The organism is Pusillimonas sp. T2 (assembly GCF_002236805.1).
Taxonomy (GTDB): Bacteria; Pseudomonadota; Gammaproteobacteria; order Burkholderiales; family Burkholderiaceae_B; genus Neopusillimonas.
On record NZ_NIQA01000002.1, the window covers coordinates 429,920 to 445,413 of the forward strand.

General features: G+C 58.2%; 16 protein-coding genes. 11 read left to right on the forward strand and 5 right to left on the reverse strand.

Annotated elements, in window-relative coordinates; translation table 11 throughout:
- Position 1 precedes the first annotated feature (1 nt).
- The 4 genes from PuT2_RS05105 to PuT2_RS05120 all read right to left on the reverse strand — a co-directional run bounded on the left by PuT2_RS05105 (position 2) and on the right by PuT2_RS05120 (position 4,548).
- Positions 2 to 1,336, reverse strand: a complete 1,335-nt coding sequence (locus tag PuT2_RS05105) for an MFS transporter (protein WP_093970089.1) — start codon at positions 1,334 to 1,336, stop codon at positions 2 to 4.
- 70 nt (positions 1,337 to 1,406) lie between these two features.
- Positions 1,407 to 2,774: a bifunctional UDP-N-acetylglucosamine diphosphorylase/glucosamine-1-phosphate N-acetyltransferase GlmU gene (gene glmU, locus PuT2_RS05110; RefSeq protein WP_093969935.1), complete on the reverse strand. Its 1,368-nt coding sequence runs from the start codon at positions 2,772 to 2,774 to the stop codon at positions 1,407 to 1,409.
- Positions 2,775 to 2,796: 22 nt separating this feature from the next.
- Complete coding sequence (locus tag PuT2_RS05115) at positions 2,797 to 3,558, reverse strand: PhaM family polyhydroxyalkanoate granule multifunctional regulatory protein (RefSeq protein WP_093969936.1); 762 nt, start codon at positions 3,556 to 3,558, stop codon at positions 2,797 to 2,799.
- Between the two features lie 168 nt (positions 3,559 to 3,726).
- A complete protein-coding gene (locus PuT2_RS05120) occupies positions 3,727 to 4,548 on the reverse strand; it encodes an NUDIX hydrolase family protein (protein WP_093969937.1) in 822 nt (273 codons plus the stop codon).
- 220 nt (positions 4,549 to 4,768) lie between these two features.
- On the opposite strand from PuT2_RS05120, the gene coxB reads away from it, so the two are divergent.
- The 5 genes from coxB to PuT2_RS05140 all read left to right on the forward strand — a co-directional run bounded on the left by coxB (position 4,769) and on the right by PuT2_RS05140 (position 8,883).
- Entirely contained in the window at positions 4,769 to 5,926 is a 1,158-nt protein-coding gene (gene coxB / locus PuT2_RS05125; RefSeq protein ID WP_093969938.1) for a cytochrome c oxidase subunit II, read from the forward strand.
- Positions 5,927 to 6,011: 85 nt separating this feature from the next.
- Positions 6,012 to 7,604, forward strand: a complete 1,593-nt coding sequence (ctaD, locus tag PuT2_RS05130) for a cytochrome c oxidase subunit I (RefSeq protein ID WP_093969939.1) — start codon at positions 6,012 to 6,014, stop codon at positions 7,602 to 7,604.
- 13 nt (positions 7,605 to 7,617) lie between these two features.
- Positions 7,618 to 7,722 carry a cytochrome oxidase small assembly protein gene (locus PuT2_RS15935; protein ID WP_216820796.1) on the forward strand — a complete coding sequence of 35 codons (105 nt, stop codon included), beginning with the start codon at positions 7,618 to 7,620 and terminating at the stop codon, positions 7,720 to 7,722.
- 21 nt (positions 7,723 to 7,743) lie between these two features.
- Positions 7,744 to 7,968 carry a DUF2970 domain-containing protein gene (locus PuT2_RS05135; protein WP_093969940.1) on the forward strand — a complete coding sequence of 75 codons (225 nt, stop codon included), beginning with the start codon at positions 7,744 to 7,746 and terminating at the stop codon, positions 7,966 to 7,968.
- A 39-nt stretch (positions 7,969 to 8,007) separates the two neighbouring features.
- Complete coding sequence (locus tag PuT2_RS05140; protein WP_093969941.1) at positions 8,008 to 8,883, forward strand: cytochrome c oxidase subunit 3; 876 nt, start codon at positions 8,008 to 8,010, stop codon at positions 8,881 to 8,883.
- Positions 8,884 to 9,041: 158 nt separating this feature from the next.
- Here PuT2_RS05140 and PuT2_RS05145 read toward each other — a convergent pair whose 3' ends face one another.
- Positions 9,042 to 9,254, reverse strand: a complete 213-nt coding sequence (locus PuT2_RS05145) for a twin transmembrane helix small protein (protein WP_093969942.1) — start codon at positions 9,252 to 9,254, stop codon at positions 9,042 to 9,044.
- A 38-nt stretch (positions 9,255 to 9,292) separates the two neighbouring features.
- Between PuT2_RS05145 and PuT2_RS05150 the strand changes: the two genes are divergently transcribed.
- The 6 genes from PuT2_RS05150 to PuT2_RS05175 all read left to right on the forward strand — a co-directional run bounded on the left by PuT2_RS05150 (position 9,293) and on the right by PuT2_RS05175 (position 15,474).
- Positions 9,293 to 10,096, forward strand: a complete 804-nt coding sequence (locus PuT2_RS05150; protein WP_093969943.1) for an SURF1 family protein — start codon at positions 9,293 to 9,295, stop codon at positions 10,094 to 10,096.
- Between the two features lie 117 nt (positions 10,097 to 10,213).
- Positions 10,214 to 10,801: a hypothetical protein gene (locus tag PuT2_RS05155; protein ID WP_254046958.1), complete on the forward strand. Its 588-nt coding sequence runs from the start codon at positions 10,214 to 10,216 to the stop codon at positions 10,799 to 10,801.
- Between the two features lie 5 nt (positions 10,802 to 10,806).
- A complete protein-coding gene (locus tag PuT2_RS05160) occupies positions 10,807 to 11,817 on the forward strand; it encodes a heme A synthase (protein WP_093970090.1) in 1,011 nt (336 codons plus the stop codon).
- A complete protein-coding gene (gene cyoE, locus PuT2_RS05165; protein ID WP_093969945.1) occupies positions 11,814 to 12,707 on the forward strand; it encodes a heme o synthase in 894 nt (297 codons plus the stop codon). Before PuT2_RS05160 ends, cyoE begins: the two co-directional genes overlap by 4 nt.
- Positions 12,707 to 13,312, forward strand: a complete 606-nt coding sequence (locus tag PuT2_RS05170; RefSeq protein ID WP_093969946.1) for an SCO family protein — start codon at positions 12,707 to 12,709, stop codon at positions 13,310 to 13,312. Before cyoE ends, PuT2_RS05170 begins: the two co-directional genes overlap by 1 nt.
- Before the next feature lie 128 nt (positions 13,313 to 13,440).
- The gene (locus PuT2_RS05175; protein ID WP_093969947.1) at positions 13,441 to 15,474 is read left to right on the forward strand and encodes a diguanylate cyclase domain-containing protein; all 2,034 of its coding nucleotides are present in this window, start codon (positions 13,441 to 13,443) and stop codon (positions 15,472 to 15,474) included.
- The last annotated feature ends 20 nt before the right edge of the window (positions 15,475 to 15,494 follow it).

Sequence of the window (15,494 nt, forward strand, 5' to 3'; positions counted from 1 at the left end):
GCTACAAAGACAAGTCGGGCGCACGACTGAAATAACGCGCCACATTAATACCCACAGCACCCAGCGCCAGCAGCACGCCAACAACCAGTGCCACGGTGGCCCCCACCGGCCCGCCAAAATGAAACGACAGCGCGGCCAGGGCCGTACCAACGCTTTGACCAAACACACGTGTGGTGGCCTGCAACCCACCCGCTGCCCCGCTGCGGCGGTGTGGCGCCCCGGACAACAGGGCCCGATTATTAGGCGACTGAAAGAAACCGAAGCCCAACCCGCCGACCAGCATTGGCACCCAGCCCCAGAACAGGCTGGTACCCGACGGCAAAAGCACGATCCAGAACATACCGACGGCCGCCAGCCCCGCCCCGACAATGCACAGTACAGCGACCTGAAAACGATCGGACAAATACCCGGCAACCGGCGCCATAATGGCCGACCCGATGGCCCAGCCCCCCATTAGCACACCGACATGCGCATAGCTGTATTGCATAATGTTGATCAGATAAAACGGCAAGGCCACAAACGCCGCCATATGGGCAGCAAACAACGTGGCCGAGGCGCCTACAGCAAAGGCTACGGGCTTAATGCGCAACAAATCCAGCGGCACGACAGGGGCCTCTTGCTCACGCGAATGTCGGTACAACAACCAGGCCGAAAGCCCTGCCACAAGAATAAGAATGACAGCCCACAACGCAGAGGACACCAACATGTCGAGCCCAATGACGAACAAGCCAAACGCCAGCGCACTGAGCACGCAAGCCAGCCAGTCAAACGGGCGCACCGTGCGCGGCACATCGGGCAAAAACCGAACGCCGAAATAGGTAGCCAGACACAACGGCACATACATTAAGAACATCCAGTGCCACGAAGACCATTCGATGACGAACGCACCGATGGTTGGCCCAAGCACCGCCATAACCGACACCATCATCGCATTCAGACTCACGCCAAAGCCCAACTGATGGCTAGGGTAAATATTGCGTACCAACCCACCGAACAGGCACATCAACATCGACGTACCAATCGCCTGAATGACCCGCGCCGTAAGCAGCATGACGAACGAACTAGAGAACGCAACGGCCACAGCCCAAAACATGAACAGGGTAATACCCACCACAAACATCCGCCGAAACCCCACGCGCTCAGCCAGCGCCGACAGCGGCAGTAACGTGACAAGGATTGTGACGCTATAAGCAATCATCACCCATACCACCAGACCCGGCGCAACGCCCAAGTCGGCGGCAATAGCCGGCAAGGCCACATTGGCCATGGTGACATCGAGCGACGCAATGGCCAGGCTCACCATCAGTGTCGCAATCGCCCACAACCGGCGCGGCATGGGAAGACCGTCGGGGGTTGCTGCGGGCGATGCCGAAGTTTCGACCGAATGGGTTACGGGCAATCGGACCTCAGGTTTTTTTGACGGGGCGCTGCCACCCTGGCACAGACGCCTGCTTGCTACGTGACAATGTCAGCTGCCCGGCCGGCGCGTCTTTAGTTAGCGTCGTCCCTGCGCCCAATGTGGCGCCCTTGCCCACCCGCACCGGCGCCACTAACTGCGTGTCAGACCCGATAAAGGCATCGTCTTCGATGATGGTTTGAAATTTGTTGACGCCATCGTAATTGCAGGTAATGGTACCGGCACCGATATTTACCCGATCACCCACTTGAGCGTCGCCAATATAGGCCAGATGATTGGCTTTCGAGCCTTGGCCCAGGCGGCTTTTCTTGATTTCGACGAAATTACCCACATGCGCTTCGTTGCCGATATCCGCGCCCGGACGCAGTCGCGCGTATGGCCCCACGCGGGCCTGGCTGCCGATGCGCGCGTCGTCGATGTGACTGAACGCATCGATACGCGACCCTGCGGCTATATGGGCTTGGCGCACAACGCAATGCGGACCAACATGCACCCCATCTTCAAGGACAACGTCGCCCTCGAACACGCAGCCGACGTCAATAAAGACATCGCGACCACATTGAAGCGTGCCCCGCAAATCGAAGCGCGCCGGATCGGCCAAGGTCACGCCTTGCTCGAGCAGGCGACGGGCCTGCTCTGCCTGCCAGATACGCTCGAGCTGGGCCTGCTGCACGCGGCTGTTGACGCCGAGGGTTTCCCAGGATACCGACGGATGGGCAGCACCTACCGGAACATTGTCAGCCACCGAAAAGCCCACGATATCGGTTAAGTAGTATTCGCCTTGGGCGTTGTCGTTTCGTAGCTGCGACAACCAGGCTTTAAGTTGCACCGTAGGCGCCACCAAAATACCAGTATTGACCTCGGTGATGGCAAGCTCTTGGGGCGAGGCATCTTTGTGCTCGACGATACGCTGCACATGACCGGCAGCGTCGCGCACAATACGGCCATAGCCCGAGGGGTCGGGCAGGTTTTCTGTCAGCACCGCCATACCTTGCCCGCGCGCGGCCAGCAGCGTGCGCAGGGTATCAGCCTGCACCAGCGGCACGTCGCCGTAGAGCACCAGAGTAGCGCTTTGGGGATCATCGTCGAGTAACGGCATAGCCTGCATCACGGCATGACCCGTGCCCTGTTGCGGGCTTTGCAAAACAAAATCAAGGTCGGCCTGGTCGGCAAACGCTGCTTTGACCGCGTCTGCGCCATGCCCAACAACCACAATAATGCGTTTGGGGCCCAACAACCGGGCTTGGCCCAGCACATGGGCCAACATCGGCTTACCGGCAATAGGATGCAGTACTTTAGGCAGGCTGGACTGCATGCGCTTGCCCAGACCGGCCGCCAAAATAACAATATTCAGCATGTAACGTTAGAAGTTAGAGAGATCAGGATGAAGCCTTGGTACGTGCCGCGCGCTTACGCGGTGCAGCACGACCAGAGGCGGTTTTTTGGGTAGATGCCGCAGATTTACGAGCGGCGCGCGGTTTAGGCGTGGCCGCAGCAGGCGAGGCCGCCGCCATGGCCGCCAGCCCAGATGAAACGCTGGACGAGGTCGAGGCCTTCGCCGCGTCGGTGGCCACCTGAGTTGCGGCGGTCACCGCACTTTCGGCACTTTTCATGCTGGCCGCCGTTGCCGAGGCCAGGGTATCGAACTGCTGTTGAAGCATATTCCACCAGCCATCGCCCGACCCACCACTTGACGGATCGGCCGATGCGGCGCCGGCCGTGTCGGCACGCGCGGACTCGGACGCCGGCTTGATTTTGGCTTGCCCTGAAGGCTTAAGCCCTAGCGCAACTTCGAGGGCCGATGGCGCGTCGTCGTTACCGGTGGCCATCGGCGACACAAATGACTTCAAGGTGGCGATGGTTGCCCGTTGCACTTCCAACCCCTGAATGGTGCTGCCCAGCATCGACAAGTTCATACGCAGCCAATTTTCGACCGTGCGCAATTCAGTGATGCGACGGTCCAGCTCTTCGAGACTCATTGGCGGGGCGGCAACTGCACCGGCACCCAACGCACCGGCGCCGGCGCCTGCCAGGTTTTGCCAAGCCTGTCGCATCATTTCCATACTGGCCATCATGGGGTTTTGCGCCATGTCGCCCGATTGCCCAAAGCCCGGCAATACAAAAGGATTGGTGTTCGTCATGATGCCCCCTGCGGTAAGTAGTAAGACCCGTGAATGAAACCCGGTAAAACAGCGCCTAGGGCGCCTTAAGTAAAACCATTTTACGCAGAATGCCGCCCTGAAGGGCAAGAATGGCACAATGCATAACAACACACGGCGGCCATAAGCAATCGCGGGCCCTGTCAGCAGTTAGACGCGCAACCGCGCCATCAGGCTATCGAGCACCACCAGCTCAGCCTCAAGGGTGAACTCGTCGGCCAAAATGCGAGCCCATACGTCTTCGATATCAAGCGCCATGATTTCACTCACCTCGCCATCTTGATTGACCGGTCTGACCTCAGCATCAAGCACGCACTCGCTGACCAGCGCGTCTTCGACCTGATACCCCTCGGGCAAATGACGGTGCATACGAGTAATGACGCGAACCGGCGTACGCCCGCCCAACACCTGAGGCGCTAGGCCGGCCTCTTCATAGCTTTCGCGCAGCAAGGCCGTATCGAGCGACTCTCCGGCGCCAGCCAACCCGCCAACCAGCGTGTCAAGCATGTCGGGGTCTGTCGTTTTAGTAGCCGACCGGCGCGCGACCCATAACCGGCCGTCGGGCGTCCAGGCGTTAAGGTGAACGGCGCGTGTCAGCATGCCTAGCGGACGCAATGCGGCGCGCTCGATGACGCCCAGCACCTGGCCTTCGCCCACCACATCGAGCAGCTCGTTGCGCCAACCCCGCAAACAACCCGCATTTTTTAACGTGTGCGCGACGGTTTCGAGCACCTGATTCAGGGGTAAACCCCGCGCAAGCAAGGCATGTATATGCACGGCCTCGGACGTAATGGCCACGCCGGGCAAGCCCGCCAACGCCAGGGTTGCACGGGCCGTAACCCAGCCCGACACCCGACCGGCCACAGTAAGCGGCCGAGCGCCTGCAGGGGGAAGCTGCTGTATGCGTTGCTGCAGGGCCTGAAACCGGGTCGTCAGGGCTGCTAGAAATGACGATGACGGAGTAAGATTCATGACGCGATTGTAGTGTAAGCAGGCGCAATTGCCCCACGACTTGCGCAGGTTCGTTATAATTCCGCGGTTTAAGAGCAATTCAATGGGGCAGGTGTTTTCATAGGCCGTGGTTCTACGCGCCTGCCATCTGATAATTGTGCACTCGCCGCAGGCCAATTAATTAACGGCCTATTAATTAAAGTTGCCAACGGGCGAACGCACACCGTATTTCGAGGTCAGCATGATGAAGTTGAGAGGGGTACTGGGCGCCGGGGCTTTGCTGTTCGCAGGCACTGCTGGTGCACAGGTAGTAGATATGCCCGGGGGGCCAAAGGTTAATCAACTTAACCTCACCCCTGGGGTCACACAAATCGCCAACGACATTGCATGGCTGCACTGGATGATGCTTATCATCTGTACAGTCATTTTCATTGGTGTTTTCGGGGTCATGTTCTACTCCGTTTTCAAGCACCGCAAGTCGCGTGGCGCTGTGCCGGCCAAATTCCACGAACACGTGGGCGTCGAAGTGGCCTGGACAGTCGTCCCGTTCCTCATCGTTATCGGCATGGCCCTGCCTGCAACACGTACCGTTGTGGCCATGAAAGACACTTCCAGCTCCGACCTCACCGTCAAGGTAACGGGCTACCAATGGAAGTGGGGCTACGAATACCTCGACGGCGCGGCCCAAGGCGTAGAGTTCATGTCGAACCTCACGACTCCCATGGCTCAGCGCATGGGCAAAGAACCCCCCGGCGAGTTCTACCTGATGGAAGTTGATAACCCACTGGTAGTACCCGTAGGCAAAAAAGTACGTATCGTGCTGACCGCCGGCGACGTTATTCACTCCTGGATGGTGCCTGAACTGGGCGTCAAGCAAGATGCGATCCCCGGCTTCCTGCGTGACACCTGGTTCCGTGCCAACCAAGTCGGCACATACCGTGGCCAATGCGCCGAGCTGTGCGGTAAAGATCACGCTTACATGCCTATCGTTGTCAACGTCGTTTCGCAAGAAGACTTCGACAAATGGGCTGCCGAGCAGCAAAAAGCACTGGCCAGCGCTGCCGACGACCCAACCAAAGAATGGACCAAAGAAGAGCTCATCGCACGTGGCGAAAAAGTCTACACCGCAGCTTGCGTAGCATGTCACCAGGCTACAGGCAAGGGTAACCCTCCGGCATTCCCTGCCCTCGACGGCAGCGCCATTGTCATGGGCCCAGCTAAAGAGCAAATTCTTCGAGTACTGAACGGTGTCAACGGCACGGCCATGGCCGCCTTCCGCGACCAGTTCAACGACGTAGAAATCGCTGCAGTCAGCACCTACATCCGCAACGCCTGGGGCAACGCGGGTAAAGGCCAAGACCCTATCGTCCAGCCTTCACAAGTTACGGCATTGCGCTAACCCTTGTTGGCACGTGTAATCAAGTTCACAAGTTTTTCTGCCGGGGTGGCCGCGCTGCCCCGGGAAAAGTAGGAAGGAGTCCATCATGAGCAGTGTTACTGCCGATCACGCCCACGGGCACGATGACCACGCCCACGGCGCCCCGCACGGGTGGCGTCGCTGGCTGTTCGCCACCAACCACAAAGACATCGGGACGATGTACCTCATCTTCTCGTTCATCATGCTGCTCGAGGGCGGCACGCTGGCCCTGTTGCTGCGTACCGAATTGTTCTCGCCCGGCCTGCAGTTCTTCCAGCCCGAACTGTTCAATCAGTTCACCACCATGCACGGCATCATCATGGTGTTTGGCGCCATCATGCCGGCGTTCGTAGGCTTCGCCAACTGGATGATCCCGCTGCAAATCGGCGCATCCGACATGGCTTTCGCCCGCATGAACAACTTCAGCTTCTGGCTGTTGCCGGTCGGCGCTATTTTGTTCACTGCATCGTTCTTCGTGCCTGGCGGCGCAATGGCGGCCGGCTGGACAATGTACGCACCGCTGACCCTGCAAATGGGTATGGGTATGGATCTGGCCATTTTCGGCGTCCACATTCTGGGTGCGTCGTCCATCATGGGCGCCATCAACATTGTGGTTACCATCCTGAACATGCGCGCACCCGGCATGACCCTGATGAAAATGCCGCTGTTTTGCTGGACATGGCTGATCACGGCTTACCTGCTTATCGCTGTTATGCCTGTACTGGCTGCTGCCGTTACCATGCTGCTGACCGACCGTCACTTCGGCACCGCGTTCTTCAACGCCGCCGCAGGTGGTGACCCCGTTCTGTACCAGCACGTGTTCTGGTTCTTCGGTCACCCCGAGGTCTACATCATGATTCTGCCGGCGTTCGGTATTGTGTCGGCCATTGTGCCCGCCTTTGCCCGTAAGCCGCTGTTCGGTTATGCCTCCATGGTTTACGCCACGGCCGCCATCGCGATCCTGTCGTTCCTGGTCTGGGCTCACCACATGTTCACCACCGGCATGCCCGTCACTGGCCAGCTGTACTTCATGTACGCCACCATGCTTATTTCGGTGCCCACCGGCGTCAAAATCTTCAACTGGGTAGCCACCATGTGGCGCGGCTCCATGACCTTCGAAACCCCCATGCTGTTCTCGGTGGGCTTCATCTTCGTGTTTACGCTGGGCGGCTTCACTGGGCTGATTCTGGCCGTAGCACCTATCGACATCGCCGTACACGACACCTACTACGTTGTGGCTCACTTCCACTACGTGCTGGTTGCCGGCTCGCTGTTTGCCTTGTTTGGCGGCGCCTACTACTGGCTGCCCAAATGGACAGGCCGCATGTACGACGAGCGCCTGGGTAAATGGCACTTCTGGATGACAATGATTTCCTTCAACGTCACCTTCTTCCCCATGCACTTCCTGGGTCTGGCCGGTATGCCCCGTCGCTATGCCGACTACGCCGCGCAGTTCACCGACTTCCACCAAATCGCCACCATCGGCGCCTTCTGGTTCGGTCTGTCGCAGCTGATCTTCGTATACGTCGTGCTTAAGGCTTACTCTGGCCGCGGCGAAGTAGCCCCCGCCAAGCCCTGGGATGGTGCCGAAGGTCTTGAATGGACAGTGCCTTCGCCAGCACCGTTCCACACCTTCGAAACACCGCCTGTCGTCAAGTAATCAAAGGTTCGAAATGACACCAGAACAACGCCGCCGCAACCGTATTACCGGGCTGATCCTAGCCGCCATCGTCTTCGCGATCATGGGCTGGGTTATTGTCCGCGGCGGCATTGGCTAACATTTCGACTAAGGTATCGGCATGACCAACGACATCCGCGAACTTTCGCAACGCAAGCTTAATTTTTTCCAAACCCTCAAAGCCGTACTTTGGGGGTTCCTGGGCGTACGGAAGGGCAAGGGTTACACCGAAGACATCGCCAAACTCAACCCGGTCCACCTCATTATTGCGGCCGTTATCGGCACAGTTTTGTTTGTGGTGGGCTTGGTTATGGTGGCACAATGGTTCGTCGCTCAGGCCGTTTAACGTATTTGTACAAAATTCAATAATTCGTAGGAGAACACCATGAGTGCAAGTCACTCGGCAACCGGCAACAAGGCGCCTTACTACTACGTGCCTGCCGATTCCGCACACCCGGTGCGTGCCAGTGTCGCCCTGCTGATCGTCCTGATCGGTGCGGCGTTGTGGGTCAACAGCATTTCCTTCGCACCCTTTTTGGTTGGCGCAGGCCTGTTAATGCTGTTTGTTGTTTTGTGGGGCTGGTTCGGCGACGCTATTCGCGAGTCCGAAGACGGCCTGAACAGCCAGCGCGTCGATAACTCGTACCGCTGGAGCATGGCCTGGTTCATTTTCTCCGAGGTCATGTTTTTTGGCGCGTTTTTTGGTGCGCTTTGGTACACGCGCGAAGTCACTACGCCTTGGCTGGCCAACATCGACCACCAAAACATGTTGTGGCCCAACTTTTCGGCCGCCTGGCCCAACCTGGGCCCAGCAGGTGTTGTAGAAGCCTTCCAAACCGTTGGCCCCTTCTGGCTGCCTACCATTAACACGGCGCTTCTGCTGACTTCCGGCCTTACCCTGACTATCGCCCACCACGCGATCCGCGCCAATCATCGCGGTAAAACAGCGTTCTGGCTGGCCACCACCATCATCATGGGCTTTGTCTTCGTATGCGTTCAGGCTTACGAATACATGCACGCCTACAACGACCTTAACCTGCGCTTCGACTCGGGTGCCTACGGCTCGTTGTTCTACATGCTCACCGGCTTCCACGGCTTCCACGTTATTCTGGGCGCCACGATGCTGTTGGTTATTTTCTTCCGCGTCCTGAAAGGTCACTTTACCGCTGATCAGCACTTCGGTTTCGAAGGCGCAGCTTGGTACTGGCACTTTGTTGACGTTGTATGGTTGGGCTTGTACCTGTTCGTATACTGGTTCTAAGTTCTACCATATCCCGGGCTCAACGCCCGGGCACAAAAAAACCGGCCGCCTGCTTTGCAGTGCGCCGGTTTTTTTTAACCGCCAATTTAGACCATGCCTTCGCTATACGCCTACGCGCAGACAGCGCAAAAACGCCCCCACCCCAACGTACCGTTTTTTTATTGCGGCTGCAGACCAAAGCCCGTGCTTTGAATCCAGCCCATATAGTTGGCAAATAAAACAAACAAAAACAAAGCAATAGACAACCCGATGCGTATGGTAAGGGCATTAACCGTACGATTGCTGCCGCCTTTGTCACGCATAAGATACAAAAAGGCCGACGCCAAGCTGGCAATAATGCCCAGAAACGCCAGAATCACAATAATGCGCATGCGCTGCCCCCTTTGAAGAAACTATAATTATCGCAGACATGGCCCAATCCCCCTTTTCTTTTCGTATCGTTTCCGCCCTAGTTGCACTGGCGGTAGTTGCTGTTGTGTGCGGCTCGCTGGGCCGTTGGCAACTAGGCCGTGCTGCCGAACGCGAAGCCCTGTTGGCTGACATTACCGCGGGTCAGGCGCAACCGCCTCTTACACTGAAAGCCAACACGCCGGCAACGCAAATGACCAACTGGCGCCCTGCCACGGCAACGGGGCAGTGGCTGAACCGCTACACCATACTGCTGGCCAACCGGAACCACGATGGGCGGCCCGGTTATTGGGTCGCCACCCCAATGCAAATCGCTGAGGACGCCACTCAGCCTGCCGTTGGCAGACAGGCGCTGCTGGTGCTGCGCGGCTGGATTCCTCGCCCCTTGGGCGCAGGCAGCACCCTGCCTGCGCTCGATGCCCCTACGGGCATTCAGACAATTACCGGTAGTCTGCGCGACCGCGTGCCCCGCATGTTCGAATTGTCCGGCACCGACGACAACGCCCTGGCCGTATTGTCATCAGGCGCCTCGGGGCCGGCCTACCCGCCAGAAGTCCAGAATCTGGACCTGGCCAACGTCGAATCCGTAACTGGCTTAAAATTAGTGCCGGCTGTACTGCAACAAACCTCTGCCGCTTCACTTGAAGACGGCACCCCTCTTATTCAGAACTGGCCCACCCCGTCGGTCGATGCCGACAAGAACCGGGGTTACGCCGTTCAATGGTTTGCATTTGCCGCTATCGCACTTGGCGCCTGGCTGGTTATCGCCTGGCGTACTTTGCGCGCGTGGCGCCGGCACGTATAACGCTGCCCTAACGCATGACAAAAGGATTACCCCGTGGTTAGCACTACCCCCGAAACGTCACCCAAGGCTGCGCCCAAGCGCTCCATCCAGCCCCTGATCTGGATCGTTGTATTGTGCATGGCCCCCATTATGTTTGCGCTGCTGGCTTACTACGTACCAGCACTGGGCTTGCGGCCCGGCGAGACCAGTAATTACGGGCAACTGGTTAACCCCCAGCGCCCCACACCCCCGGCCGAGCAGCTCGGGCTGACGACGCTCGACGGCAAACCCTTCGATCTGGCTAGCCTGCACGGCAAGTGGGTGCTGGCCACAGCCGACCAAGGTGCCTGCCCCGAGTCATGCGTCGAAAAACTCTTTATCTTGCGTAATTCTCATGCCAGCCAGGGTAAGAACGTCGATCGCGTCGCCCGCATCTGGTTCATTACCGACGATGCCGAAGTGCCGCAAATTGTGCAAGACGCCTACATCGGCACCGTATTCGTTCGCGCAAACCCCGAAAAGCTGGCCACTTACCTGCCCAGCAACACCGTCACGTCACCGAGCGCATCGGCAGCCGAAAATTTGGCACAACCCATGTGGGTGATCGACCCACTGGGCAATCTCATGCTCGAGTTCCCCCCCGACGACGGCACCGCCCCGGAAGAACGTGGCCCCCGTGTACGTAAAGACATCAGCAAACTGATCTACAACTCGCGTATTGGTTAATCATGATCGACGCCATCAAAGCCCGCTACCGCAAGCTGGTTTTCTTCACCTGGTTTCTTACGCTTGACCTGATCATGTTTGGCGCCTTCGTGCGCCTGACTGACTCTGGCCTGGGTTGCCCCGACTGGCCCGGCTGCTACGGCAAAGTCACGCCCATCGGCGCGTCAGACCATATTCGGGCTGCCGTCGAGGCCATGCCTTATGGCCCAGTCAGCTTCCCCAAAGCCTGGATCGAAATGATCCACCGCTACGTGGGCGCGCTGTTAGGCCTGCTGATCATCTGTATCGTCATCATGGCGTGGCGACACCGCAAGGTGCTGGGGAACACGCCCCGCCTGGCCATCGTCACACTGATTGCCGTGTGCGTACAAGGTGCTTTCGGCGCATGGACAGTCACGCTCAAACTCATGCCCATTATTGTCACGATTCATTTGTTGGGCGGCATGACCCTTTTAGCCCTGATGACCTGGCTCGCCGCGCGCGAGAAGTCCCATCCACCAATACCGTCGACCGCGGCGCGCTGGCACCCCTGGATGGTGGTCGGGTTCATTCTGATATTCGCGCAGATCGCGTTAGGCGGCTGGGTCAGCACCAACTATGCCGCGTTGGCGTGCATGGATTTCCCAACCTGCAATGGGCAGTGGATACCGCCTATGGACTTGCACGGCGGCTTCTCACTCATCCGCGCTTTGGGTGAGCTGCCTTCGGGCGAAATGATTTCGCAGCACGCGCTTACCGCCATTCACTGGGTACACCGTAACTTTGCTTTTGTCGTGTTTGTGTATATGGGCTTGCTGGCGCTTAAATTGCGCCAAGAGCCTGGCCTGCGCACCCCCGCCACCGCCATTTTGCTGTTGTTGCTGGCACAACTGTTCACCGGCCTGACCACCATTTTCTTCGAATGGCCCTTGCTGATTGCCGTCTTGCATAACGGCGGTGCTGCGGGACTGGTTCTGTTCAGCACCACCCTGCTGGTTCGCTTGGCGGCCACCCGTCAGACTACAATAGCGCCATGAGTACTGCATCATCCCTTCCTTCGTCCGGGCTGTGGCGACAATACTGGGTATTAACCAAACCCCGTGTTACGCAACTGGCCGTATTTTGCGCCATTATCGGTATGTTCCTGGCCAGCCCGGGCTTGCCGCCCTGGCAACCCGTTGTCGCCGCAACCATCGGTATCTGGCTGCTGGCCGCCGCCGCCTTTGCGATCAACTGTCTTATCGAACAAGAAGTCGACGCCAAAATGCAGCGTACGGCGCGTCGGGCAACGGCACAGGGCACCATTACCAACCTGCAGGTATTGGTGCTGTCGGGCATTTTGGGTGGTGTTGGCATGCTGGTGCTTTACCACTGGGTCAACCCGCTGACAATGTGGCTGACCTTCGCCACTTTTGTGGGCTACGCCATCATCTACACCATTATCCTCAAGCCACTGACACCGCAAAACATCGTCATTGGTGGGTTGTCTGGCGCCATGCCGCCGGCGCTAGGCTGGGCTGCCGTGGCCAACTCGGTACCGGCCGAGGCCTGGGTGCTGGTGCTCATTATTTTTATCTGGACCCCGCCGCACTTCTGGGCGCTGGCGCTTTACCGAAACACCGACTACGCCGAATCGGGCCTGCCCATGCTGCCGGTCACTCACGGCCAGCAATTTACGTTGCTGCACATTTTCTTGTACAGCCTGGTGTTGTTCGCCGCCACCATGCTGCCCTTCATGATCCGCATGAGCGGCTTCATTTACCTGGGCTGCGCTGCCGTACTTAGCGGGCTGTTTGTCTGGTACTCGTGGCAGCTGTATCGTAACTATTCCGACACCCTGTCGCGCAAACTGTTCCGTTTCTCGATTCTGTACTTGTCACTGCTGTTCCTGGCGCTGCTTATCGACCACTGGATACTGCTGCTTTAATGACTACCACCACGTTTAATCGACGCTCGTTACTTAAGCTGGCTGGCGCCGTAGGGCTGACCGCATTGCTGGCGGCCTGCGGCCCCGACCCGAAGCCTCAATTTCATGGGTCTGATATCTCGGGCACGGGCCTGGGCAGCGGCCTGAACATGATCGACCATACGGGCCAGCCCCGTACCCTGGCCGACTACAAAGGCAAAGCCCTGGTGGTCTTCTTCGGGTTTACGCATTGCCCAGACGTCTGCCCCACCGCCCTGGCGCATATCTCGCAATCGTTGTCTTTGCTGGGAGATCAAGCAAAAGACGTTCAAGTCATGATGATCAGCGTCGACCCCGAGCGCGACACCCCCGAAGTGCTGGCCAACTATGTCAAAGCCTTTAACCCCGACTTTGCCGGGCTGACAGGCACGCCAGATCAACTGAAAGAAACTGCACGGTCATTCAAGGCGTTTTATGCCAAGGTGCCCGACCGCAGCAACGACACCTACTCGATGGACCACACGGCATCGTTCTATTTGTTTGACAAGAACGGCCAAGCTCGTGTGCTGGTCAACGCCACAGCGCCAGCCGATCAACTCGCCGCCGACATCAAAGCACTGTTGTAATTACTGCTCCAATGCGCTTAAGATAGGTGGCGATTGTGCCAATCACCATCGGGGCTATCTTGCGCAAATGCCGTGTCAATACTGTTGGGCCCCCTGGGTTGGCACGCCCTACATGCCCGCCATATTTGATGTTGGCTGGGCTAACAAGACTGCTATTTGTTGTTTGCTTAATAGGCCTGGCATTAACTACGCGGCCAGCACACGCCGCTAATACCGCCCCCGACATTTCCCAACCAGCGCGCACGCTGGAAATCGGCATTTTCAACTATCGCCCCGAACACATCTTGCGGCCGATGTGGGTGCCTTTAGCCGAATATCTCCAAAAAATCCTGCCTGGCCACGCCGTCAGACTGCACTTTCTTGAACAAGACGAAATGGCCACCGCCGTCGATAACGCGCTGCTGGACATCGTGTTTACCAACCCGGCGCATTACATCCGCCTGCGTAGTTCGAACCTGCTGACTGGGGCCATTGCCACCCAGGTTACCCTGCACGCCGGGCAGCCGGTGTCGCAGCTGGGCGGCGTCATTATCAAACGCAAAGACAACGACAACATCAAGACCCTTTCAGACCTTGAAGGAAAAAAGGTCGCCATTCTGGGCCGCCAGTACCTGGGCGGCTACACGGCACAAGCAGCACATCTGCGCAAGAAGGGTATCGACCTGGACCGCATCCAGTTTATGGCACTGGGCAACCCGCACGACAAAGTGGTCGATGCCGTACTCGACAAGCGCGCCGATGCCGGCTTTATTCGTACCGGCATACTCGAGGCCATGCAAGCCGAAGGGCGCACCGACGTTGCACAACTTGAAGTCCTGGAGCCCATCAAATGGCCCAACTTCCCTTTTGTCACCTCAACGACGCTTTACCCAGAATGGGCCATTGCGGCGTTACCGCACATCGACCGCGACACGAGTCGGCGTGTGTTGGCGGCCTTGCTGGCTATCGAACCCGGTGACCCGGTCGCAGTCAAGGCCGGTATTTATGGCTTCACCATCCCGCGGGACTACAGCGCCGTCGAAGACGCCATGGTCACGCTGCGGCTGCCCCCCTTCGACCAGGCGCCGTCGGTGACACCCTTTGAGTTCATTCAGCAGAACCTTCTGCTGGTCGGTACGCTAAGTGCGGTACTGATTGCCCTGGCCTTACTGGCGACACGCCTGGCGTGGTTGCACCGCCAGCTACTGTCGGCCCGCGCAGCCGAACAACATCTTAACGCCCAGCGCATTTTGGCCGAGCAAGAGCGCAGCGCCCTGTGGCAACGGCTGGGCGAGCTGGCCGAGAACGTACCCGGCGCGTTGTATCAGTTCCGACTGGACGCCGACGGCGCTAGCCGATTTACCTATGCCTCACGCCAGATTTCCGATGTGTACGGCTACACCTACGCCGAATTGTCAGAAGATGCCAACATGGTCTATAGCCGTGTTCACCCTGACGACTATCCGCAGTTGACGCAGTCCATTGAAACCTCGGCCCTTACGCTGAACACATGGACGGCAACCTATCGGTACAACCACCCCACCAAGGGCGAAATTTGGGTAAAGGGCAGCTCGACCCCCACGCGACACGACGATGGCAGCATTACATGGCATGGCTATATCCAGGACATCACCGTGCTCAAGCATCACGAGCAAGAGCTGGAGCGCATGGGTTTTTATGATGCATTAACCGGCATCCCGAACCGTCGGCTGCTGGTCGACAGACTGCATCAAGCCGTGGCCCAGGCACGACGTACCAACGAAACACTGGCCGTATGCATGCTTGATCTTGATGGGTTCAAGCCCGTCAACGACCATCATGGCCACGACGCTGGCGACCACTTGTTGATCGAAATAGCTAATCGGCTGCAGTCACTGGTCCGCGCCGAAGACACCGTCGCCCGTCTTGGCGGGGACGAGTTCACACTGATATTGCGACGCTCTGGCAACACGACCATCTTCGACAAGATTTTAGAATCCCTCCGCGCACCCGTTACCCTGGGCCATGCGACTGTCACCGTATCGGCAAGTATTGGGGTGGCGTACTTTGACGGCAGCGATCCCATCGACGCCGACGATCTGCTGAGACGCGCAGACCAGGCGTTGTATGCCGCAAAGCACAACGGCCGAAATAACTATGTGGTTTACGAGGACAGGACCGTCTCTAGGGCTTGGCGCGCGTAATTTATTCGGCTTAAGCGCCA